Origin of the sequence: Frigoribacterium sp. Leaf186 (genome assembly GCF_001423905.1) — a bacterium.
Taxonomy (GTDB): domain Bacteria; phylum Actinomycetota; class Actinomycetes; order Actinomycetales; family Microbacteriaceae; genus Frigoribacterium.
Map to the genome: position 1 here is coordinate 81,869 of NZ_LMPQ01000011.1, position 20,576 is coordinate 102,444.

Here is a 20,576-nt window from a genome sequence, read left to right on the forward strand (position 1 = left end):
GCCCTGCGGCGATCCCGTTGACGCTGAGCAGCAGGAGGCGGTGGTCGGCGTCCGCCGGGTCGCCGCCGCCCGCGACGCGGATGGCGCGGAGGGCGCGCAGCTGCAGCAGCGAGAGGGCGTCGACGTAGGGCGAGCGCAGCCGGACGGCACGGCTGAGCACCGGGCGCCCGTCGAGCACCTCGCCGTGGCCGCTGACGGCGAGCACCCACGACCGGGTGCGGGCCATCTCGTCGAGCACGCGGCCGGCGAGGTCGTCGCGGTCGGCCAGGGCCAGGTACTCGCGGGCGATGTGCTCGTCGGTCTTGGCGAGCGACATCTCGACGTTCTTGATCATCGCCGAGAACAGCGGCCAGGTGGCGTACGCCTCACGCAGCCGGTCGAGGTCGCCGACCGCCTCGAGGGCCGAGCCGAGGCCGTACCAGCCGGCGAGGTTGATGCGGGCCTGGGTCCAGGCGAAGACCCACGGGATCGCCCTGAGGTCTTCGAGCGACTCGACCGACAGGCCACGGCGGGCGGGGCGCGAGCCGAGCGCGAGCAGGCCGACCTCCTCCATCGGGGTGACGGCGGCGAACCACGAGGCGAAGCCGTCGGCCTTCACCAGGCCGAAGAACGCCTCGCGCGACGCGGCGTCCATGGTCTCGGCGACGTCGGCGAACCGGTCCGCGGCGGTCGCGTTGGCCTGCTCGTTCGACGGGCTCGACGCCAGCAGCGTCGCGGCGGCCATCTGCTCGACGTGCCGGGCGGCGATGGTCTTGTTGCCGTACTGGGCGAAGATGACCTCGCCCTGCTCGGTGATCTTGAAGCGGCCGTCGACCGACGCCGGCGGCTGGGCCAGCACGGCCTCGTTCGCCGGTCCGCCGCCGCGCCCGAGGGCCCCGCCGCGACCGTGGAAGAGGGTCAGCTCGATGTCGTTCTCGGCGGCCCAGTCGGCGATGCGCGCCTGGGCGGCGTAGAGGGCGAAGGTGGCCGAGACCGGCCCGACGTCCTTCGACGAGTCCGAGTAGCCGAGCATCACCTCGAGGCGACGGCCGGTCGCCGCGAGCCGCTTCTGGACGGCCTCGGTCTGCAGCGCCTCGTCGAGGATGCGCGTGCTGGCCTCGAGGTCGGCGAACGTCTCGAACAGCGGGATCACGTCGAGCACGGGGGCCGACTCGTCGCCCATCGCCCGCTCGGCGAGCTCGTAGACGTTGGCGAGGTCGGCCGACGACTGCGTGAACGACACGATGTAGCGCGACGCGGCCCGCACGCCGTAGCGCTTCTGCAGGTCGGCGATGGTGCGGAACACCGCGAGCACCTCGTCGGTCATCTCGGCGCGGGCAGGAGGCGCGGCGTCGGCCTCGACGTCACCGTCGGTCGTCTGCGCCCCGCCGGTCGCCTCCGCCGCACCCGCGACCGGGTCGGCCGCGCGCAGCTCAGCGAGGGCCGTGCGGTGCACCTGCGAGTGCTGGCGCACCTCGAGTTCGGCGAGGTGGAAGCCGAAGGTCTCGACCTGCCAGACCAGGCCCTGCAGGTCGCCGTTCGCGCTGCGGTGGGCACCGGCGGCGCGGAGCGACTGCTGCACGACCCGCAGGTCGGCGAGCAGCTCGTCGGGGTGGCCGTAGGCGAGCGCGGCGCCCTCCCGGCGGGTGGCGTCGATGCGGGCGGCGACGAACATCAGCACGCGGCGGTGCAGCTCGTGGGGTGAGCGCACGCCGATGCGCGACGCGACGTCCGCGTCCATCCCGCGCTGCGCCTCCGCGAGGGCCACCAGCTCGTCGGAGGCCGGCGTCTCGGCCTCGTCGAGCGTGAGGGTGCCGCCGATGCGCGTGGTGGCCCGGTGCAGGCCGAGCAGCACGTGCTCGGCGGCGATGTCGGCGGCGGCGCGCGTGACCTCGGCGGTGACGTGCGGGTTGCCGTCGCGGTCGCCGCCGATCCAGGTGCCGAGGCGCATGAAGGCGGGCGCGACGGCGGGTTCACGGCCGGCGGCCTCGCCGAGCAGCCGGTCGTCGAGCAGGCGGTAGACCTGCGGCACGATCTCGAACAGCGTCTGGTCGAAGATGCTCATCGCCGTCCGCACCTCGTCGAGCGGGGTCGGGCGCGTGGTGCGGATCGGCGAGGTGCGCCAGAGCGTGTCGACCTCCTCGAGCAGCCGGCGCTCGGCCTCGGCCACGGCGACGTCGTTCTCGAGCCGGTCGCGGTCGGTCATCAGGTCGCTGATGCGGCGGATGCTCGACGCGACCGCACGACGGCGGGCCTCGGTCGGGTGGGCCGTGAGCACGGGGTGGAAGCGCAGCGCGTCGAGTCTCTTCGAGGCCTCGTCCGCGCCGACCTCGTCGGTCAATTGGCGAAGCGTCGCCGAGACCGAGTCGCCCGCGCTGCTGGCCTCGCTGCCGCGGCGGCGCAGCACGCGCACCCGGTGGTGCTCTTCCGCGAGGTTGCTGAGGTGGAAGTAGCAGGTGAAGGCGCGGGCGACCTGCTCGGCCGTGCCCTGGTCGAGCGCGTCGACGAGCCGCTGGGCGTCGTCGAGGCTCGCGCCGTCGGCCCCCTCGTAGGCGGCGATGACGGCCGCGCGGACGTCCTCGACGGCCCGGAAGAGCTCGTCGCCGCCGGACTCGCGCAGCACCCGGCCGAGCAGGCTGCCGAGGTAGCTGACGTCCTGACGCAGGCTTCCGTCGACGGCGCCGCTGATGTCGTCGCGGCTGCCGTCGTGTCGTCGTGTGGTGTCGATGTCGGTCACCGCACCATCTTGGACGACCCGGGCGATGTATGACGCCACGTTGTGGGCACCACGCCACGTTTAATCGTGGCGCGGTGTCCACATCGTGGCGTGGTGATCGGTTCGGGGTGGCTGGTGCGGCCCGTCGCGACTCACGTCGCGGCCCAGAGCGCCCGGTAGTACTCGGTGCGGACGGGGTCGTCGGCGACGCCGTACGCGTCGAGGAAGGCCTGCTCGTGGCCGGGCCCGTAGTTCCAGCCGAGGCTCATCGTGGCGACGGCCAGATCGGCCCAGCGGTCGGCGACGCCGAGGGCGTCGAAGTCGACGTGCCCCGACCACAGCCCGTCGTCGCCGATCAGGGTGTTGGGCACGCACGGGTCGCCGTGGCAGACGACCAGCCGGTCGATCGGCGGAGGGTCACCCAGCCCGGGAGGCGCGGTGCGGGCCTTCGCGCTGGTCGCGATCCGGTCGTCGACCGACCAGCTGAAGGGGCACTCGTCGACCGGCAACGCGTCGTGCAGTCGCCTCAGCCCCCGTCCCGCCTCTCGCACGGCGGTCGCCGGGTCAGCCGCCCAGAGCAGGTCGACGGCGCTGCGCCCCGGGACGCCCGCCGTCACGAGGCATTCGCCCGCGTCGTCCCCACCGATCTCGAGCACACGTGGGGCCGGGGTGAACTCGACCACCCAGCGCAGCCGCATCTCTTCACCGTGCAGGTCGAGTCCGCTGCCGTGCGGAGCCCACTTCGCGAAGCGTCGGGTCGGCCCGTCGCCGAGGCGGTACGTGGTGCCGCCGGCGTCGTTCCGCCACACCGCGGTGATCGTGTCACCGCCCGCGGCCGCGACCACCGCCTCCGGCACCTCGAGGTCGGGGTCGGGCCGGTTCTGCGTCCACATGACCCGAGTCTCGCACCCGCACCCGTCGCCGTCGCCTGAGCGACCCGCCCCGTCGCCGCAAGGCCCCGCCCCGCGAACGACGGAACGCCCCGCCCCAGGAACGACGGAACGGGCCGCCCCCGAGGGGGCGACCCGTCCTGCGTGCGGGGAGCTGCTTACGCGCGGCTGCCCTTGCGGCCGACGATGAAGCCGTAGATCACGAGGACGACGAGCGCGCCGAGGATCGCGATGATCCAGCTCTGGATGCTGAAGAAGCCGTCGTAGCCGACGTTGAACACGGCGCCGCCGATCCAGCCGCCGAGGAGGGCGCCGATGACACCGAGGACGAGGGTGGCGATCCAGCCGCCGCCCTGACGGCCGGGGAGGATGAGCTTGGCGATGGCGCCGGCGATGAGGCCGAGGAGGATGAAGGCGAGGAAGCCCATGATGTGTTCCTTTTCGTTGGGTGCGCGGGTTGCGCGGTTGCTGCTGAGACGGTCGGGTGCGTGCCAGCGGGGTCTGTGATCACGGCCGCATGCGTGGGGCCCGCGAGAAGGTCGTCCTCTCGGGCCTCGTGGCGGGAGTGGGCTAGTGCGCGGCCTTGCGGGCCTTCTTCACCGCGGCCTTGCGAGCCTTGGTGACGTCCTTCTTGGCCTGGGCACGTGCCTTCTTGACCTTGGGGTCGTTCCAGAACGAGCCGAAGAAGTTGCTGATCTCCTTGTAGCGGCCCTTTCCGGCCTTGGCGCCGTAGGTGTACGCGAGGAACGCGATGACGGCGATGACGAGGTACTTGAAGCGCATGTGGTGGTCCTCCCGGTGGGACGTTCTTGTCGTTCGCCGGTGACGCTATTCCTCCTGGGAGTTCTCTGTTACAAATCGGATTGGTCTTGCGGTGTCGTTGTTCGCATCTGTCCTGTCAACGGGGTCGTCGTCACGCCCCGGCCGCACGACCGAAACACCCCGGCAACACCTCCTGGCTAGCGTCGAGCCATGGGTGAGCTCTTCGAGGGATACGCGACCACCACGGGTGGTGCGACCCGGCCGGCCGGGGCACGGGCGGCCGCTGCGGCGTGGGACGAGATGTTCGAGCCCGACGGCACGCCCCGCCGGGCCTACCACGACATCCACGCCACCCTCGAGGGCATGACGCAGGACGACCTGCGCGGCCGGACCGCCGCCCTGGCCGACTCGTACCTGGCGCAGGGCGTCACCTTCGACTTCGCCGGAGAAGAACGTCCCTTCCCGCTCGACGCCGTGCCCCGCGTCGTCGAGCACGCCGAGTGGACCACCGTCGAACGCGGCGTGAAGCAGCGGGTCAAAGCGCTCGAGGCGTTCCTCGCCGACGTCTACGGCCCGCAGACCGCGATCGCCGACGGGGTCATCCCCGCGAGCCTGATCACGAGCTCGAGCCACTTCCACCGTCAGGCGAGCGGCATCGACCCGGCCAACGGCGTGCGCATCCAGGTGAGCGGCATCGACCTGATCCGCGACGAGGCGGGTGCCTGGCGGGTGCTCGAGGACAACGTCCGCGTCCCGAGCGGCGTCAGCTACGTCATCTCGAACCGTCGGGTCATGGCGCAGACGCTGCCCGAGCTGTTCGTCTCGATGCGGGTGCGCCCGGTGGGCGACTACCCGAACCGCCTGCTCGCCGCGCTGAAGAAGAGCGCGCCGTCGGGCGTCGACGAGCCGACCGTCGTGGTGCTGACGCCGGGCGTCTTCAACTCGGCGTACTACGAGCACACCCTGCTGGCCCGCCTGATGGGCGTCGAGCTGGTCGAGGGCCGCGACCTCTACTGCTCGGGCGGCCGCGTCTTCATGCGGACCACCGGCGGGCCCGAACGCGTCGACGTGATCTACCGCCGGGTCGACGACGAGTTCCTCGACCCGCTGCAGTTCCGCGCCGACTCGGTGCTCGGCTCGCCCGGCCTGCTGATGGCCGCCCGCCTCGGCACGGTCACGATCGCGAACGCGGTCGGCAACGGCGTCGCCGACGACAAGCTCGTCTACACGTACCTGCCCGAGCTGATCCGCTACTACCTGGGCGAGGAGGCGCTGCTGCCGAACGTCCACACCTGGCGGCTCGAGGACCCCGGCGCCCTCGACGAGGTGCTCGACCGGCTCGACGAGCTCGTGGTCAAGCCGGTCGACGGCTCGGGCGGCAAGGGCCTCGTCGTCGGGCCCGCCGCCAGCCGACGCGAGCTCGACGACCTGCGCACGCAGCTGCAGCGCGACCCCCGCGGCTGGATCGCCCAGCCCGTCGTGCAGCTCAGCACGATCCCGACCCTGGTCCACGACGGCCTCCGCCCGCGGCACGCCGACCTCCGCCCCTTCGCTGTGCACGACGGCGACGACGTGTGGGTGCTGCCCGGCGGCCTCACCCGGGTCGCGCTGCCCGAGGGGCAGCTCGTGGTGAACAGCAGCCAGGGCGGCGGCTCGAAAGACACCTGGATCGTCGGCGGCGACGTCAACGCCTGGGCCGGCCACGACGTCAGCGCGCTCATCGCCGAGCAGACCACCCCGACCGAGTCGATCCCGGTGATCACGCCCGAGCAGGCCGCCCAGGCCGCGGCGGCCGCGGCCGACCACAGCCCCGACCACGCGCCCCAGGACGACCCGCGCAACGACCAGCAGGCACAACAGCAACAGACGCAGGAGGTGCGGCCGGGGGCACGAGGCCGACCCGCGCCTCCTGCGTCCCGGGTCGACGATCACGGAGCCACCCCGACCGAAGGGCCATCATGCTGAGCCGCATCGCCGAGAGCCTGTTCTGGATCGGCCGGTACATCGAGCGGTCGGACGGCACGGCGCGCATCCTCGACGTCCACCTGCAGCTGCTGCTCGAGGACCCGTGGATCGAAGAGGACGTCGCCTGCCGCAGCCTGCTCGCCGTGATGGGCAGCGACGCCCCCGAGGGCGACCTGGCCCGGGGCGACGTGCTGTCGATGCTGGCCGTCGACCGGCACAACCCGGCCTCGATCGCCTACTCGTTGGGTGCCGCCCGCGAGAACGCGCGCCGGGCCCGCGAGATCGTCTCGACCGAGCTGTGGGAGTGCCTCAACACGACGCGGGCCCGCATGCCCCGCAAGGTCGCCGACGACAAGGTGCACGAGTTCTTCGCCTGGGTGCGCGAACGCAGCGCGCTCGCCGTCGGCATCATCGAGAGCGCGACGAGCCGTGACGAGGTGTGGCAGTTCTTCACCCTCGGCCGGTCGATCGAGCGGGCCGACATGACCGCCCGGCTGCTGGCGACCCGCACGCTGACCGAGGCGTCGGGGCCGTCGTGGACGACGATCCTGCGCTCGTGCGGCGCCTACGAGGCCTACCTGCGCACCTACCGGGGCGTGCCGAGCGCCCGCAACGCCGCCGAGTTCCTGCTGCTCGACCGGCTCTTCCCCCGCAGCGTGCTCTTCGCGATCAGCCGGGCCGAATCGTGCCTGCGCGAGGTCGAGCCGACGACGCACCGGGTGGCCGCGTCCGACAGCGGCGTGCGCATCCTCGGGCAGATGCGCAGCGAGCTCGAGTTCCGGCCGATCGGCGACATCCTCGACGACCTGCCGGGCCAGATGGACACCGTGCAGGCCGCCACGAGCGCCGCGTCCGAGGCGATCCGCCAAAGGTACTTCCCGACGAGCGCGGCGCCGACGTGGGTGGGGGAGCGGTCGTGAGCCGGCTGCGCATCCGCCACGTCACCGGGTTCTCGTACCAGGGCGAGGCCGTCGCGAGCTACAACGAGGCGCGCATGCTGCCCGCGCACACCGAGGGCCAGTTCGTCCTCTCGTCGCACCTGCGCATCGAGCCGGTCGCCGCCTCGCACGAGTACGTCGACTACTGGGGCACCCGGGTGTCGTCGTTCGAGGTGCTGCTGCCGCACCGGCAGCTCTCGCTGACCGCGACCTCGCTCGTCGAGGTGCGTCCGCAGGCCCACCCGTCCGAGACGATCTCGTGGGCCGACCTGACGGCGGTGGCGGGGGCCAGCACCTCGTTCGTCGAGCACCTCGAGCAGACGCCCCTCACCGCGCCTCCCGCCGACCTCGCGATGGTCGGCACCGACGCCCGCGCGGCGCACGCCGACCCGTGCGCCGCCGCGATGGCGATCTGCGAGACCGTGGGAGGCGCGGTGCGGTACCTGCCGGGCGTCACCAACGTGAAGACCACGGCCGCCGAGTCGTGGGCCGCCCGGGCCGGCGTCTGCCAGGACATCGCCCACGTCACCGTGGGCGCGCTGCGCGCGGCCGGCATCCCCGCACGCTACGTCAGCGGCTACCTGCACCCGAAGCCGTCGGCCGAGCTGCGCGAGACGGTCACGGGCGAGTCGCACGCCTGGGTCGAGTTCTTCTGCGGCACCTGGCACGGCTACGACCCGACCAACCTGATCGACATCGGCGAACGGCACGTCGTCGTCGGCCAGGGCCGCGACTACCGCGACGTGCCGCCGCTGCGCGGGGTCTACGCCGGCTCGTCGAACAGCGAGCTGTTCGTCACGGTCGAGATCACCCGCGAGGCGTAGGGCCGCGCCGGCCTGCGCGCCGACCTGCGCGCCGCCGCACCGCGTGTCGTGCAGCGCACCGTGTCTCGTCGCGGTGTGGTGCACGAAACGCGGTGCCGAGAGCGCGGGTGCAGCGGGTGCTGCGGGTCAGCATGACAAGCAAGCTTGACATGCCTTGATCGAATGCGGTCGAATGGTCGTGCCGCAGGGATCCGGCACTCGACGGTCAAGGAGACGGTCATGCGAACTCACATCCCCTATTCGATTCCCGCCGCAGCGATCCTCGCCATGGTCCTGGCTTTCGGCGTCAGCGCCTCAGGGCCAGGAATCTGGTCCCAGGTCGGAAGGGTGACGGCTTTCGGCATGCTCTTCCTCGCGATCATCTCCGTAGGCCTCGTCGCGCGACGAGCCAGGAATCGATCTCGGACGAACGCCCCATCCGGGCTGGAGGCTCACTTGGTGCAGAGAGCCGCGACCCGCACCTTCGCCGACCTCCTGGTCGTCCTTCCCGCGTCGGGTCTGCTCTTGCTGTCGTCAGGGAGCTGGATGCCGGCCTCGCTGGCAGTGCTCTGGGTCACCGTCGTCGGAATCACGGACTTCTGGGCGCGCTACCTGCTGTCCGCACGGCTCGCAGCGTGAAGAACGACGTGGCACGTCTCCGAGCGAGGGCTGGTCTGACGCAGGCAGATCTGGCTTCGCTGGTTGGGGTGTCGCGTCAGACCATCCATTCAATCGAGAAGGGACGGCACACGCCTGGACTTGTCCTGGCGTTCGCCATCGCTGATGCGCTCGACGTCGACGTGGAGGCTGTCTTCGACGTGAGAGACGCAGGGGGGCATTCGCCTGGCTGACCAGCAAAACCGCCACCGTCTCGATTCACGGCGCAGGAGGCGCGGGTCAGCAGGCCGTGTAGGTGTGGGCCGGGTCGTCGGCCGGCACCAGGTCGCGGTCGCGCACGATCGTCGAGGGTGCCGGGTCGAGGGCGTCGACCCGAGCGCAGACCGTCGCGGCCGAGCCGCGCAGGTCGTCGGTGTACTCGACGTCGAACACGAGGCCGCCGTAGACGTCGGTGTAGGCGGCGCACTCGTCGTAGCGGTCGCACTCCTCGGTGACCGCGAAGTCGTAGCCGATCTCGTCACGCCCCCGGGTGCCGAGGTCGGCGGTGTTCTTCTGCGCCGTGGCCAGCCCGGCGGCGTGCGCCCGGGCGACGAGCAGGGTGGCGAAGGCGACCGCGTCGTCCTCACCGAAGGCGCCGTCGGACCGCGTCCACGAGTCGAGGTTGTCGAACTCGACCGCCCGGTAGCCCGATTCGGCGCAGTCGTCGATCGTCGACGCCTGCCGTTCGGCGACGGCCTGCCGGACCGCGTCGGTCGACAGGTCGAACAGGTGCTCGTCGGGCCAGCCCGGGTCGACCAGCGGCTCGCCGTCGGCCGTCCGCACGAGCAGGTCGTCCGGCCACTCGACGCCCGGCTGGGTCTGGAACCCGTTCACGTAGCAGATGTCGTACGCACCGGCGGCGGGGTCGTCGGTGCTGTCGCGGGCGACGACGGTGGCTCCGTCGGGGACGGGTGACGCGCCTCCCAGCTGGTAGTCGAAGCGGGCGCCCTCGGGCGGCAGCTCGACGCCGTCGGCCGTCGAGGGCGACGACGAGGAGGCGCGCGCGGCCGGTCCACCGGCCCTGGCCCCGTCGGCCGTGCACCCCGTCAGGGCCAGGCCCAGGACGACGAGGCCGACGAGTCCGAGGGGTGCGCGCATGCCGCGAGCCTAGGCGAGCCCGGGGGCGGGCCCGCGACGGGAGAGCGGCCTCGACGTCAGGCGGAGTGCGTGAGCGGGGCGGCCTCGCGCTCGCCGACGGCGGCGTCGACCGGGCCGGCCAGGGCGGCGGCGGCCTCGGTGGGCGTCGTGGGCGTCGTGACCGGCGTCCGGCGCGAGGTCAGGAAGTCGAGGCGGGCGGCCTCGCGAGCCGACTCTCGGTCGAGCTCGGCCTGCCGCGCGGCGGCGCGCGAGGCGGCGAGCGTGCGGGCGTTCTCGCGTGCCCGCGCGGCGGCGGCCGACGAGGCGCGGCGTGCGGTCGCGCCCGTGGCCCGGGCGGCGACGACGGCTCCGGCCGCGGTGGCCCGACCGCCGTGGCGCACGCCGTCCCAGGTCGAGCGGGCGGCCGGTCGGGCGTGGGTCGCGACCGTGCCGCCGGTCGTGCGGAACCAGGCGGCGACGACGGGGGCGGTGCGACGGACCCAGGCCACGGTCGCCCGCGAGGCACGTCGGACGGCGCGGGCGGTGGCCCGGCCGGCACGGGTGAGGGCGTCGCCGACGGCGTGGGCCGCGGCGACGACGTGGGCGGCGGCGGTCGACAGGGCGGGCCGCAGTCGCTCGCCGAGAGTGGGCCCGGCCGGAGCGGGATCGACGGCAGCGGTCGTGGTGGTCTCATCGGGCCCGTGCGCGGGAGCCGCCACGGTCGCGGAGGCCGGGACGGCGGAGGTCGGAAGGGCCGAGGTCGGGAGGGTGCGGGTCGGCGCGGCGGCGACGGCGACCGCGGGGGCGGACGCGAGCGCCGCGGTGACCGCGGGGCGTCCTGCGGGCGTGACCCGCGCCTCCCGGGGGGTCGATGCGGTCGTCGCGGGCGCAGGGCGCTCGACGGCCGGGGCCCGTTCGGGTTCGTCCTGGGGGAGGGCTCCGAGGACGCGGTCGGCCAGGCCGACGAGGGCGACGGCGATGCCGCCGACGGCGAGGGCGGCGCCGAGCAGGCAGATGCCGACCGTGACGAAGTCGAGTTCGCCGAGCGGCATGAACCCGCCAGAGAACAGCCCCACGCTCGCCAACCGGAAGGTCGCGGCCATGACGAGGGCGGCGCCGGAGACCAGCATGGCCAGCGCGATCCAGCCCGTGACTGCTGCCTTGCCCATGCGACACCTCCTGGCGGGGGACGGCTCGCCGACGGTCGATCCGGGCGTGTGTCCCCTGCGAATGTAACCCCGACGGCGGCTCGACCGTAACCCGTGGTGCAGGACGCGCCGCTCCCGGGCGATGCTCGGCTTCTGCGGGGGCTCTTCGGATGTCGGGCCGGGAGGATCGGGTCATGGCCAATTTCGACCGTCTCCTGGGTGCCGCCGCGCGTGCGCTCGGCAACTCTTCTTCTTCTTCGTCCGGCCGCGGTGGCGCGTCCGGCGGATCGACCGACTGGCGCGACATGGTGCGCAAGGTCTCCGACAAGGTGACCGGCGACGACCGGCAGGGTGGGCAGCAGGCCCCGCAGGGCGGGTACGGCTCCCCGCAGCGAGATGCCGGGCGTCCGGCCACCGGTGGCCACGCTCCGCAGGGGTCGGCGGCCGACCGTGCCGCCCTGGCCAAGTACGACTACCTGCTGCAGACGGCGCCGCCGCAGCAGCTCGAGCAGGTGCACCGTGACGCGTTCGAGCGGCTCACGCCCGAGCAGCGACAGCAGGTGCTCGCCCGGCTGAGTGCCGAGGTGCCCGCGGGCGAGCGACCGGCGTCGAGCGAACCCGCCGACCTCGCGCGGGCGGCGACCCGGGGCGAGACCACCCACCCCGGGCTGATGAAGCGCGTGCTCGGCAGCACCGGCGGCAAGGTCGCGGCGGGTGCCGCGGTCGGTGCGGGCGTGGCCGGCGTCGCAGGCCTCGCCGTGGCCGTGGCCGGTGCGGCCGCCGTCAGCAGCGTCGCCCTGCCCCTGCTGGGTGACGCGGTGGCCTCGGGCATCGACTTCGACCAGCTGACGAACGGGTTCGGCTTCGAGGGGCTCGACGGCCTCACCGCCGGCGGCGAGGAGTACCTCGGCGGGCTGGGCGACCAGGTCGGCGGGCTGGGCGATCAGGTCGGCGGGCTGGGCGACCAGCTCGGCAGCCTCGGCGAGGGGTTCCAGATCCCCGGCCTCGGCAACCTCTTCGACCGCTGACCGCGCGGCTCACGTCGTGAGACCCCACGATGTCGCCGAGACCCCACCGCGCGCACGGGGGTCCGAGCGGCTTCCTGGGGTCTGACCGCGGCAGGGGCCTCGCGACAGCAGGGGGCTCGCGACGACCGCGGGCTCGCGACGACGGAGGCCTCGCGACGGTAGCCTCGGGCCATGACCGCGATCTCGGCCGGCATCGCCCTCGTCTTCTTCCTGCTCTTCGTGGCGTCCCGGCGACGCGACGCCCGGCGGTTCCGCAACGGCGTGTTCCTCTTGATGGCCGGCGGCTTCGCGGTCGTGGCCCTGTCAGGGTTGCTCGTCGCGGCCTTCCCGCCCCTCGTGTTCGTGTTCGTGGTCGCCGCGGTGCTCGTCCCCGTCCTGGTGCTCGCACTGGCCGTCTTCGCGATCGCCAACGGCGTGACGATGCTGCGGTCCGAGGGGCGCAGCCTCGGCAACCTCCTCTCGTTGCTCGTCGGGGTCGCGCTGATCGGCGTGCCGTTCGTGGTCGTCGTGCTCGTCGAGACGGGTCGACGCTCGAGCGTGCCCGCGCTGCAGGACGTCACCTTCGGGCTGGGCGTCGTCGTCGTCTTCGTGACCGGGTACGCCGCCCTCACCTTCGCCGCGTTCACGCTCTGGTCGCTGGTCTACGCGCGGCCCCGGGTGCGTGAGCAGCCCGACGCCTTGATCGTGCTCGGGTCCGGGTTGATCCGGGGCGAGGTGCCGCCGCTGCTGCGCAGCCGCCTCGACCGGGCCCTCGCGATCTACCGGGCCACCCCCGACGGGGTGCGTCGTCCGGTGCTCGTGCCCTCGGGCGGGCAGGGGGCCGACGAACCGCGGCCCGAGGGCGCGGCCATGGCCGAGTACCTGATCGCCCAGGGGGCCGACCCGGCCGACGTGCACCCCGAGACCGAGTCGCGCTCGACCCGTGAGAACCTCGTGCTGTCGGGCCGGGTGCTCACCGACGCCGGTCGCACCGGACCGACCCTCGTCGTGACGAACAACTACCACGTGCTGCGGGCTGCGCTGCTCGCCCGCGACACGGGCAGCAGCGCCGACGTCGTCGGGTCGCCGACGGCCGCGTACTACGTGCCGAGCGCCTTCCTGCGCGAGTGGGTCGCCGTCATGGTCGAGCACAAGCTGCTCAACCTGCTCTTCGTCGCACCGTTCGTGGTGCTGCTCGCGTCGCTGCTGGTCTACACGCGGGTCTGACCGACGCGACGGGCGTCGGGGCCCCGCGCCGCGCCTCCTGGGCGACCGGACGCTGGCGTGTTCGTGCGGGGCGGTCCGTCGCGGACGCCCGTGCACGACGGCTTCGCCCGCCTCGCGTCCGTGCCGTCAGGAGGGGCGGGTCGCGGTGCCCTCGTCGACGGCGAGCTCGGTTGCGGCCTCGTCCCGCTCGCGGGCGACCGCCGCGGCGTCGCGGACCCGCGCGGCCGCTCCGTCGCCGTCGTGCTGCAGGCGGTAGTGGAACCGGCCGGCGCCGAGCAGCGGCAGGGCACCGGTCACGGGGTCGGGCTCGCCGTCGTGGACGCGTCGGACGCGCAGGTGCTGCCCGCGCACGAGCCACGCGATCGCGACCCCGGCGGCCACGAAGCCCGACGCCGCCGCGACCCCGATCGCCCAGCGTGGGCCGGCGACGTTCGCGACCCAGCCGACCACCGGGGCGCCGAGCGGGGTGCCGCCGGTGAAGACCGCCATGTAGAGCGCCATGACGCGGCCGCGCATGCGCGGTGCCGTCGTGAGCTGCACGGTGGCGTTGGCGGTCGTCATCAGCGTGATGGACGCGAGCCCCACGGTGACCAGGACGGCTGCGAAGCTCCAGTACGTCGGCATGATCGCCGCGACGAGGCAGGTCACGCCGAAGGCGAGGGCGGCCGTGACGAGCATCCGCCAGCGGGGCTTCTCACGTCGGGCCGAGAGCAGGGCGCCGACCAGCGAGCCCACCGCGATCGACGACGACAGCAGGCCGAACCCGCTGGCGTCCACGCCGAACTCGACGCTCGCCATGGTCGAGGTGAAGATCGCGAAGTTGAGGCCGAAGGTGCCGATGACGAAGACCATGACGAACACGACGACCAGGTCGGGCCGTGACCGCACGTAGCGGAACCCCTCGCGGATCTGCCCCTTCGCCCGCGACACGGCCGGCTTCAGTTCGAGCTGGGCGACGCGGATGAAGCGCAGCGACAGCAGCACGGCGGCGAACGACCCGGCGTTGATGACGAAGACCCACCCGGTGCCGATCGTCGCGATCAGGACGCCGGCGACCGCGGGGCCCACCAGGCGCGCACCGTTGAACGAGGCCGAGTTGAGGCTGACGGCGTTGGTGAGGTGCCCCGGAGGGACGAGCTCGGACACGAAGCTCTGCCGCACGGGGGCGTCGATCGCGGCGGCCACGCCGAGCAGCAGTGCGAAGAGGTAGACCATCCAGAGCTGCACGCTGTCGGTCAGCACGAGCAGGCCCAGGCCGAGCCCGAGCAGGCCCATGCTCAGCTGCGTGACCATCAGCAGGCGTCGACGGTCGAAGCGGTCGGCGATCAGCCCGGTGATCGGCACCATCAGGATCGGCGGGGCGAACTGCAGGGCCATCGTGATGCCGAGGGCCGTGGCGTCGTTGTCGGTCAGGTCGGTGAGGACGAGCCAGTCCTGCGCCGTGCGCTGCATCCAGGTGCCGACGTTCGAGACGAGGGCACCGGCGAACCAGAGGCGGTAGTTGAACAGCGACAGGCTGCGGAACATCGCGGTCACGAGCGGGTCAGCTTCCGCAAGATGTCGGTGGCCTCGGCCAGGGTGCGGCGTTCGTCGGCGGTCAGGGCCGAGAGGCGGGGCAGCAGCCACTCGTCGCGTCGTCGGCGCGTCTCGAAGACGAACGCGGCCCCGGCCTCGGTGGTCTCGAGCAGCACCCTCCGCTTGTCGTCGTCGTCCACGGTGCGGCGCAGCAGGCCGGCGTCGACGAGCTTGCCGACGGTGCGGTTCATCGACGGGGGAGTCACGCCCTCGTGCGCCGTCAGCGCCCCGATCGTCAGCGGTTGGTTCTGCACGACGTAGCCGAGTGCGGCCATCTGCGCGTCCGTGACGTCGGCGTCGGCCTTCTGCTGCCGCAGGCGACGGGCGAGGCGCAGCACGGCCCCGCGGACGTCGGTGGCGAGCTGGGCGTGGGGGAGGGCCCGGGAGGCGGGAGGGGCGGAGTCGGTCATCGCGGGCCACGATACTCGTTTAGTTCGGCTAAGTAAACGTCTGGTCGACCGGGCGGGCGGGCGGGCGGCGTGCGCCTAGGCTCGGGCCGATGAGCGACGACGACGTCCCGACCGAGCCGAGCCGCCCCTCCTGGCTGTCCGGGCGGGGGTCCGTGCTGACGGTGGCGCTCATCGTGGGCATCTCGCCGTTCGCGACCGACATGTACATCCCCGCCCTGCCGGCGATCGCGCGCGACCTCGGCGCCACGACGGCCGAGGTGCAGCTCAGCCTCACGGCCTTCCTGGTCGCGTTCGCCGTCGGTCAGATCGTGATCGGCCCGGTCAGCGACGGACGGGGCAGGAGGCGCGTCCTGCTGGGCGGGACGCTGCTGTTCGCCCTCGCCTCGATCGCCTGCGCCGTGGCCCCCGACGCGGCAACCCTCGTGGTCGCGCGCGTCGCGCAGGGGCTCGGCGGTGCGGCGGGCTCGGTGGCGGCCCGCGCCATGGTGGGGGACTCGACGACGGGTCTGGTGCGCAGCCGGCTCTTCGCGACGCTCGCGGCGATCAACGCCGTCGGGCCGGTGGTCGCCCCGCTCGTCGGCGGCGTCGTGCTGTCGGTGTCGACCTGGCGGGCGACGTTCGTCGTCCTGGCCGTGCTCGGGGCGGGGTTGACCTGGGCCGCCGCACGTCGCCTGCCCGAGACGCTCGTCGACCCCGAGCCGGGTGCGGGCTCGCTGCTCGCCTCGCTGCGTCGGATGGGCACCCTGCTGGCGATGCCGAGGTTCCGCTGGTACCTCGTGACGGGCTGCGCGGCGACCATCGGGTTCTTCTCGTACATCGCGACGTCGTCGTTCGTCTTCCAAGAGCAGTACGGCTTCGGCGAGGGTCTCTACACGCTCGTCTTCGCCTCGAACGCGTCGTGCATGATCGCCTCGACCCTCGTGTTCCGTCGGCTCGTGGGGCGCTTCGCCGAAGACCACCTCTTCACCGCCGGGCTCGTCACCTGCACGGTCGGCTCGGCCCTCGTGCTCGTCGGGGCGCTGACCGGTCTCGGACCGGCGCTGATCTGGCCGGCGCTGGCGCTCGTGACGGCGGGCTGGGGGTGGGTCATCCCCGGGTCGATCACGCTGACGCAGGCCCTCGGCCACCGGGCGCCCGGCACCGCCGCCGCGCTCGCCGGCGGCCTGCAGTTCGGGCTCGGCGGGGCGGCGACCCCGCTCGCCGGAGCGCTCGGCGGCACCGCCGTCGTCATGGGCGCGCTGATGCTCGGCTTCATCGCCGCCGGGCTCGCCGTGCAGGCGTGGGCGTCGTCGCGAGGCGGCAGCCCCGCGACCTGAGCCCGGCCACCGGACCCCGGCGACCGTGGCCCGCCGACGCGACCCGCGCCTCCTGCGGTCGACAGGGGGTGGTGCGCCGGGCGTCGCGGTGCCACCCTGGGCTCGACGTCGACCGGCGCCGCGACCCGAGGAGGACACCGTGACCGTGCAACTCACCCCGTACCTGGCGTTCCGCGACCAGACGCGCGAGGCCTTCGACTTCTACGCGTCGGTGTTCGGCGGCAGCCCGACCTTCAGCACCTACGGCGAGTTCGGCGTCGGCACGCCCGCCGAGGCCGAGAAGGTCATGCACGCTCAGCTGCAGACACCGTCGGGCCTGCTCGTGATGGGGGCCGACCGACCCGACTCGGTCCCGCTCGAGGAGGCGAGCAGTCTGTCGCTGTCGCTCTTCGGCGGTCCCGACGACGCGGACGAGCTGACCGGCTGGTTCGCGGCGCTCGCCGAGGGCGGCACCGTGCACGAGCCCCTGGCCCAGGCGCCGTGGGGCGACTCGTTCGGCATGGTCGACGACCGGTACGGCCAGCACTGGATGGTCAACATCGGCGGCGCCGCGGCCTGAACCGCGCGCGGGGCGGCTCCCGACAAAAACGACACGTGTTGCCCGCAAGTGCATGCGGGCGTATGTTCGCAGGCGGGCTCGTCGACGAGCCCGACCGGCCCCGACGGTCGGCCCCGATCGAGGAAGGCACGCATCATGGCACGGTTCAGCGACAAGACGGCACTCGTCACCGGCGGAGGCAGCGGCATCGGCGCCGCGATCTCGCGCTCCCTGGCGGCCGAGGGCGCCTCGGTCGTCGTCACCGACATCAAGCTCGACGCGGCGCAGGGCGTCGTCGACCAGATCGTCGCCGCGGGCGGCACGGCCGTGGCCTTCGAGCAGAACACCGCGAAGCCCGATCAGTCCGAGGCGGCCGTCGAGTTCGCCAAGACCACGTACGGCGCGCTGCACCTCGCCGTCAACAACGCCGGCATCGGTGCCCCGGCCGCCGACATCGGCGACTACGACATCGCCGCCTGGGACCGGGTCCGCTCGGTCGACCTCGACGGCGTCTTCTACGGCCTGCGCTACCAGCTGCCCGCGATGGTCGAGGCCGGCGGCGGCGCGATCGTCAACATGAGCTCGGTGCTCGGCTCGGTGGGCATCGCCCAGAACGCGGCCTACGTCGCGAGCAAGCACGCCCTGGTCGGCCTGACCAAGGTCGCGGCGCTCGAGTACTCGGCGCGGGGCGTCCGCACCAACGCCGTCGGCCCCGGCTTCATCGACACCCCCCTCGTGCGCGCGTCCCTCGACGGCGACGCCCTCTCGTACCTCGAGTCGCAGCACGCCACCGGCCGCCTGGGCACCGACGCCGAGGTCTCGGCCCTCGTCCTGTTCCTGCTGAGCGACGACGCGTCGTTCGTCACGGGCAGCTACCACCTCGTCGACGGCGGCTACTCGGCGCGCTGACGCGACGACCCGAGGAGGCGCGGTGCGGGCATCCCCGCACCGCGCCTCCTGCCGGCCCCAGCCCCGTTGCCCGCCCGCTTCAGCCCCGCTTCAGCGCTCGCCCGCCATGATGGGCACGACGCGCACCCCGCGCGGCTGAGGGAGGGCCACCGTGCGCGTGCTCGTCGTCGAGGACCAGGCGACCCTGGCCGAGGGGTTGCGGCTCGGGCTCGAGGCCGAGGGCATCGCGGTCGACGTCGCGGCGACCGGCACCGACGGGCTCTGGCGGACGCGCGAGGGCAGCTACGACGTGGTCGTCCTCGACATCATGCTGCCCGGCCTGAGCGGTTACGCCGTCTGCCGGGCGATGCGCGAGGGCGGCGACTGGACGCCCGTCATCATGCTGACCGCCAAGGACGGCGAGTGGGATCAGGTCGAGGCCCTCGACACCGGTGCCGACGACTACCTGACCAAGCCGTTCTCGTTCGCCGTGCTGCTCGCGCGGCTGCGCGCCCTGGTCCGCCGCGGCGCCCGTGAACGCCCGGTCGTGCTCGAGGCCGGCGACCTGCGCGTCGACCCCGCCTCGCGCAGCGTCCACCGTGGCGACGTCGAGGTCGAGCTGACCAGCCGCGAGTTCGCCGTCCTCGAGTTCCTCATGAGGCACGCGGGCAGCGTGGTCACGAAGCGCGAGGTGCTCGACGGCGTCTGGAACGACGACTTCGAGGGCGACCCCAACATCGTCGAGGTCTACGTCCGGCACCTGCGCAACAAGGTCGACCGGCCCTTCGGCCGTGAGGCCATCGTCACGCTGCGCGGGGCGGGCTACCGTCTGGAGGCGCGGGGTGGCTGAGCGAGCCGTCCGCGACCGCGTCACCGGCCCTGCCCCGACCGTCGGCGGCAGGCCGGGCCGGGCGCGACGGGCGTCGCTGCGGTCCCGCATCACGGGCGCGGCCGTGCTCGCCGTCGCCCTGACCCTCGGGGCGTTCACCCTCGTCTTCGCGCTCGTGCAGCAGGCCGTCCTCGCCGACGCCCCGCGCCAGGCCGCCTCGGCCGACGTGGACCGGGCCGTGTCGGCCCTCGCCATCGGCTCGTCCCCGGCCGTCGCCGTCGTGGGCGAGGCCGACGGGTCCCTGGTCGTCGTGACCGACGCGTCCGGACGGGTGCTCGCCTCGGGCGGCGACGACGACCTCACGGGCCTCGCCTCGTCGATCGGGTCGGCCGCCTCGGGCGAGCGCGTGAGCCTCGACGGCGACGAGTTCGTGGTCGAGCGTCAGGACGTCGGCGTCGAGAGCACGTCGACGCCGACCCCCGTCGTGCCCGAGACGACCCCGACGCCGACTCCGTCCGAGGCGACCGACGACGACTCCGACGGCGGCTCAGGCTCGGACGACGACTCCGGTGGCGACTCGGGCGACGACTCCGGTGGCGACTCCGACGGCGGCTCGGCCTCCGACGACGCGTCGGCGAGCCCACAGGCGTCCACCGCGCCCGTCGAGACGGTCACGACCGAGTACGCCGTCGTGGCCGCGCGCTCCCTCGGTGAGGCGAGCGCCGCCTCCTCGGCCAGCCTCGTCACACTCGGCATCGCGATCCCCGTGGCACTGCTGGTGCTCGGGGTCACCACGTGGCTGGTCGTCGGCCGGGCCCTCCGCCCGGTCGAGTCGATGCGGCGCGAGGTCGACTCCGTCACGGCGCAGAGCCTGTCGCACCGGTTGCCCGACCCCGGCGGCAGCGACGAGATCGCCCGCCTCGCCCACACCCTGAACGGCATGCTGGACCGGCTGGACTCGTCGGCGACGGCCCAGCGGCGCTTCGTCGGCGATGCCTCGCACGAACTGAAGACCCCGCTCGCGACGATCCGCCAGCACGCCGAGGTCGCCCTGCGGCACCCCGGCAGCATCGACGGCGTCGCGCTGGCCGGCACCGTCCTCGGTGAGGAGGCGCGGCTGACGGCGCTCGTGCAGGGCCTGTTGGTCCTCGCGCGGGCCGACGAGGGGGCCCTCGGCGTGACCCGACGGCCGGTCGACCTCGACGACCTCGTGCTCGCCGAGACGGCCCGGCTGCGCGATGCCCCACCGGTCGCCGGCCGCGGCCCGCTCGGCGTGGACGCGACCGCCGTGGGCCCCGCCCGGGTCGACGGCGACGAGGGCCTGCTCGGCCAGGTCGTGCACAACCTCGTGGCCAACGCCGCCCGCCACGCCGAGTCCCGGGTCGCGGTCGCCCTGGCCGAGCGCGACGGACGCGTCGAGCTGATCGTCGACGACGACGGCGCGGGCGTCGCCGAGGTCGACCGCGAGCGGGTGTTCGAGCGCTTCGTGCGGCTCGACGAGGCGCGTGCCCGCGACTCGGGCGGCAGCGGGCTCGGGCTCGCCATCGTGCGCGAGATCGTCCGCGTCCACGGAGGCGCGGTGTCGGTCACGGCCTCGCCCCTCGGTGGTGCCCGCTTCGTGGTGACGCTGCCGCGCGGCGCAGCCTGACGGGGCGCCCCGCCCCGCCCGGCCACGCCCCGCCCGGCCCGGCCCAGCCCTGCCCCGCCCCGCCGAGCACCGCGTTTCGTGCACGGCACCGGGTCGAGACGCGGTGCGGTGCACGAAAGGCGGTGTGCCGGGTCGGGGGCGCGCGACCGGGCCGACCCGCGCCTCCTGAACGGTTCTTCAGGTGGCTTCAGCACGGCTTCAGG

General features: G+C 73.5%; 20 protein-coding genes. 12 read left to right on the forward strand and 8 right to left on the reverse strand.

Annotated elements, in window-relative coordinates; all coding sequences use genetic code 11:
- From ASG05_RS12000 to ASG05_RS12015, 4 genes are all read right to left on the reverse strand, one after another.
- The coding region (locus ASG05_RS12000; RefSeq protein ID WP_056261644.1) for a phosphoenolpyruvate carboxylase at nucleotides 1–2,716 on the reverse strand (2,716 nt) is incomplete at its 3' end.
- 131 nt (nucleotides 2,717–2,847) lie between these two features.
- Nucleotides 2,848–3,588: an aminoglycoside 3'-phosphotransferase gene (locus ASG05_RS12005; RefSeq protein ID WP_056261053.1), complete on the reverse strand. Its 741-nt coding sequence runs from the start codon at nucleotides 3,586–3,588 to the stop codon at nucleotides 2,848–2,850.
- 155 nt (nucleotides 3,589–3,743) lie between these two features.
- Entirely contained in the window at nucleotides 3,744–4,013 is a 270-nt protein-coding gene (locus ASG05_RS12010; protein WP_056261055.1) for a GlsB/YeaQ/YmgE family stress response membrane protein, read from the reverse strand.
- A gap of 142 nt (nucleotides 4,014–4,155) precedes the next feature.
- Nucleotides 4,156–4,368: a hypothetical protein gene (locus ASG05_RS12015; protein WP_056261057.1), complete on the reverse strand. Its 213-nt coding sequence runs from the start codon at nucleotides 4,366–4,368 to the stop codon at nucleotides 4,156–4,158.
- Nucleotides 4,369–4,557: 189 nt separating this feature from the next.
- On the opposite strand from ASG05_RS12015, the gene ASG05_RS12020 reads away from it, so the two are divergent.
- From ASG05_RS12020 to ASG05_RS15990, 5 genes are all read left to right on the forward strand, one after another.
- The gene (locus ASG05_RS12020) at nucleotides 4,558–6,312 is read left to right on the forward strand and encodes a circularly permuted type 2 ATP-grasp protein (RefSeq protein WP_082486744.1); all 1,755 of its coding nucleotides are present in this window, start codon (nucleotides 4,558–4,560) and stop codon (nucleotides 6,310–6,312) included.
- A complete protein-coding gene (locus ASG05_RS12025; protein ID WP_056261059.1) occupies nucleotides 6,306–7,232 on the forward strand; it encodes an alpha-E domain-containing protein in 927 nt (308 codons plus the stop codon). Before ASG05_RS12020 ends, ASG05_RS12025 begins: the two co-directional genes overlap by 7 nt.
- Nucleotides 7,229–8,074 carry a transglutaminase family protein gene (locus ASG05_RS12030; RefSeq protein ID WP_056261647.1) on the forward strand — a complete coding sequence of 282 codons (846 nt, stop codon included), beginning with the start codon at nucleotides 7,229–7,231 and terminating at the stop codon, nucleotides 8,072–8,074. Before ASG05_RS12025 ends, ASG05_RS12030 begins: the two co-directional genes overlap by 4 nt.
- A 219-nt stretch (nucleotides 8,075–8,293) precedes the next feature.
- Nucleotides 8,294–8,692: a hypothetical protein gene (locus ASG05_RS12035; protein ID WP_056261060.1), complete on the forward strand. Its 399-nt coding sequence runs from the start codon at nucleotides 8,294–8,296 to the stop codon at nucleotides 8,690–8,692.
- Nucleotides 8,693–8,700: 8 nt separating this feature from the next.
- Complete coding sequence (locus ASG05_RS15990) at nucleotides 8,701–8,904, forward strand: helix-turn-helix transcriptional regulator (protein WP_369814058.1); 204 nt, start codon at nucleotides 8,701–8,703, stop codon at nucleotides 8,902–8,904.
- A gap of 46 nt (nucleotides 8,905–8,950) precedes the next feature.
- On the opposite strand, the gene ASG05_RS12040 is transcribed toward ASG05_RS15990, so the two are convergent.
- Complete coding sequence (locus ASG05_RS12040; RefSeq protein ID WP_056261062.1) at nucleotides 8,951–9,808, reverse strand: endo alpha-1,4 polygalactosaminidase; 858 nt, start codon at nucleotides 9,806–9,808, stop codon at nucleotides 8,951–8,953.
- 56 nt (nucleotides 9,809–9,864) lie between these two features.
- On the reverse strand, nucleotides 9,865–10,956 hold the full coding sequence (locus ASG05_RS12045) for a hypothetical protein (RefSeq protein ID WP_056261064.1): 1,092 nt from the start codon (nucleotides 10,954–10,956) through the stop codon (nucleotides 9,865–9,867).
- Nucleotides 10,957–11,129: 173 nt separating this feature from the next.
- On the opposite strand from ASG05_RS12045, the gene ASG05_RS12050 reads away from it, so the two are divergent.
- Both ASG05_RS12050 and ASG05_RS12055 read left to right on the forward strand, forming a co-directional pair.
- Nucleotides 11,130–11,963, forward strand: coding sequence for a hypothetical protein (locus tag ASG05_RS12050; RefSeq protein ID WP_082486746.1), 834 nt, complete (start codon nucleotides 11,130–11,132; stop codon nucleotides 11,961–11,963).
- A gap of 171 nt (nucleotides 11,964–12,134) precedes the next feature.
- A complete protein-coding gene (locus ASG05_RS12055) occupies nucleotides 12,135–13,169 on the forward strand; it encodes a YdcF family protein (RefSeq protein WP_056261069.1) in 1,035 nt (344 codons plus the stop codon).
- Nucleotides 13,170–13,295: 126 nt separating this feature from the next.
- Here ASG05_RS12055 and ASG05_RS12060 read toward each other — a convergent pair whose 3' ends face one another.
- A complete protein-coding gene (locus ASG05_RS12060; RefSeq protein WP_082486747.1) occupies nucleotides 13,296–14,705 on the reverse strand; it encodes an MFS transporter in 1,410 nt (469 codons plus the stop codon).
- Nucleotides 14,702–15,154, reverse strand: coding sequence for a MarR family winged helix-turn-helix transcriptional regulator (locus ASG05_RS12065; RefSeq protein ID WP_056261074.1), 453 nt, complete (start codon nucleotides 15,152–15,154; stop codon nucleotides 14,702–14,704). The genes ASG05_RS12060 and ASG05_RS12065 overlap by 4 nt, the downstream gene beginning before the upstream one ends.
- Before the next feature lie 89 nt (nucleotides 15,155–15,243).
- On the opposite strand from ASG05_RS12065, the gene ASG05_RS12070 reads away from it, so the two are divergent.
- The 5 genes from ASG05_RS12070 (at nucleotide 15,244) to ASG05_RS12090 (ending at nucleotide 20,373) form a co-directional block, all read left to right on the forward strand.
- Complete coding sequence (locus ASG05_RS12070; protein ID WP_056261077.1) at nucleotides 15,244–16,470, forward strand: multidrug effflux MFS transporter; 1,227 nt, start codon at nucleotides 15,244–15,246, stop codon at nucleotides 16,468–16,470.
- 139 nt (nucleotides 16,471–16,609) lie between these two features.
- A complete protein-coding gene (locus ASG05_RS12075) occupies nucleotides 16,610–17,029 on the forward strand; it encodes a VOC family protein (protein ID WP_056261082.1) in 420 nt (139 codons plus the stop codon).
- 135 nt (nucleotides 17,030–17,164) lie between these two features.
- Nucleotides 17,165–17,917 (forward strand): SDR family NAD(P)-dependent oxidoreductase, encoded by a 753-nt coding sequence (locus ASG05_RS12080; RefSeq protein WP_056261087.1) that lies wholly within the window; start codon nucleotides 17,165–17,167, stop codon nucleotides 17,915–17,917.
- 151 nt (nucleotides 17,918–18,068) lie between these two features.
- Entirely contained in the window at nucleotides 18,069–18,746 is a 678-nt protein-coding gene (locus tag ASG05_RS12085; RefSeq protein ID WP_056261090.1) for a response regulator transcription factor, read from the forward strand.
- Nucleotides 18,739–20,373 carry a HAMP domain-containing sensor histidine kinase gene (locus tag ASG05_RS12090; protein ID WP_056261096.1) on the forward strand — a complete coding sequence of 545 codons (1,635 nt, stop codon included), beginning with the start codon at nucleotides 18,739–18,741 and terminating at the stop codon, nucleotides 20,371–20,373. The genes ASG05_RS12085 and ASG05_RS12090 overlap by 8 nt, the downstream gene beginning before the upstream one ends.
- Nucleotides 20,374–20,576 lie beyond the last annotated feature (203 nt).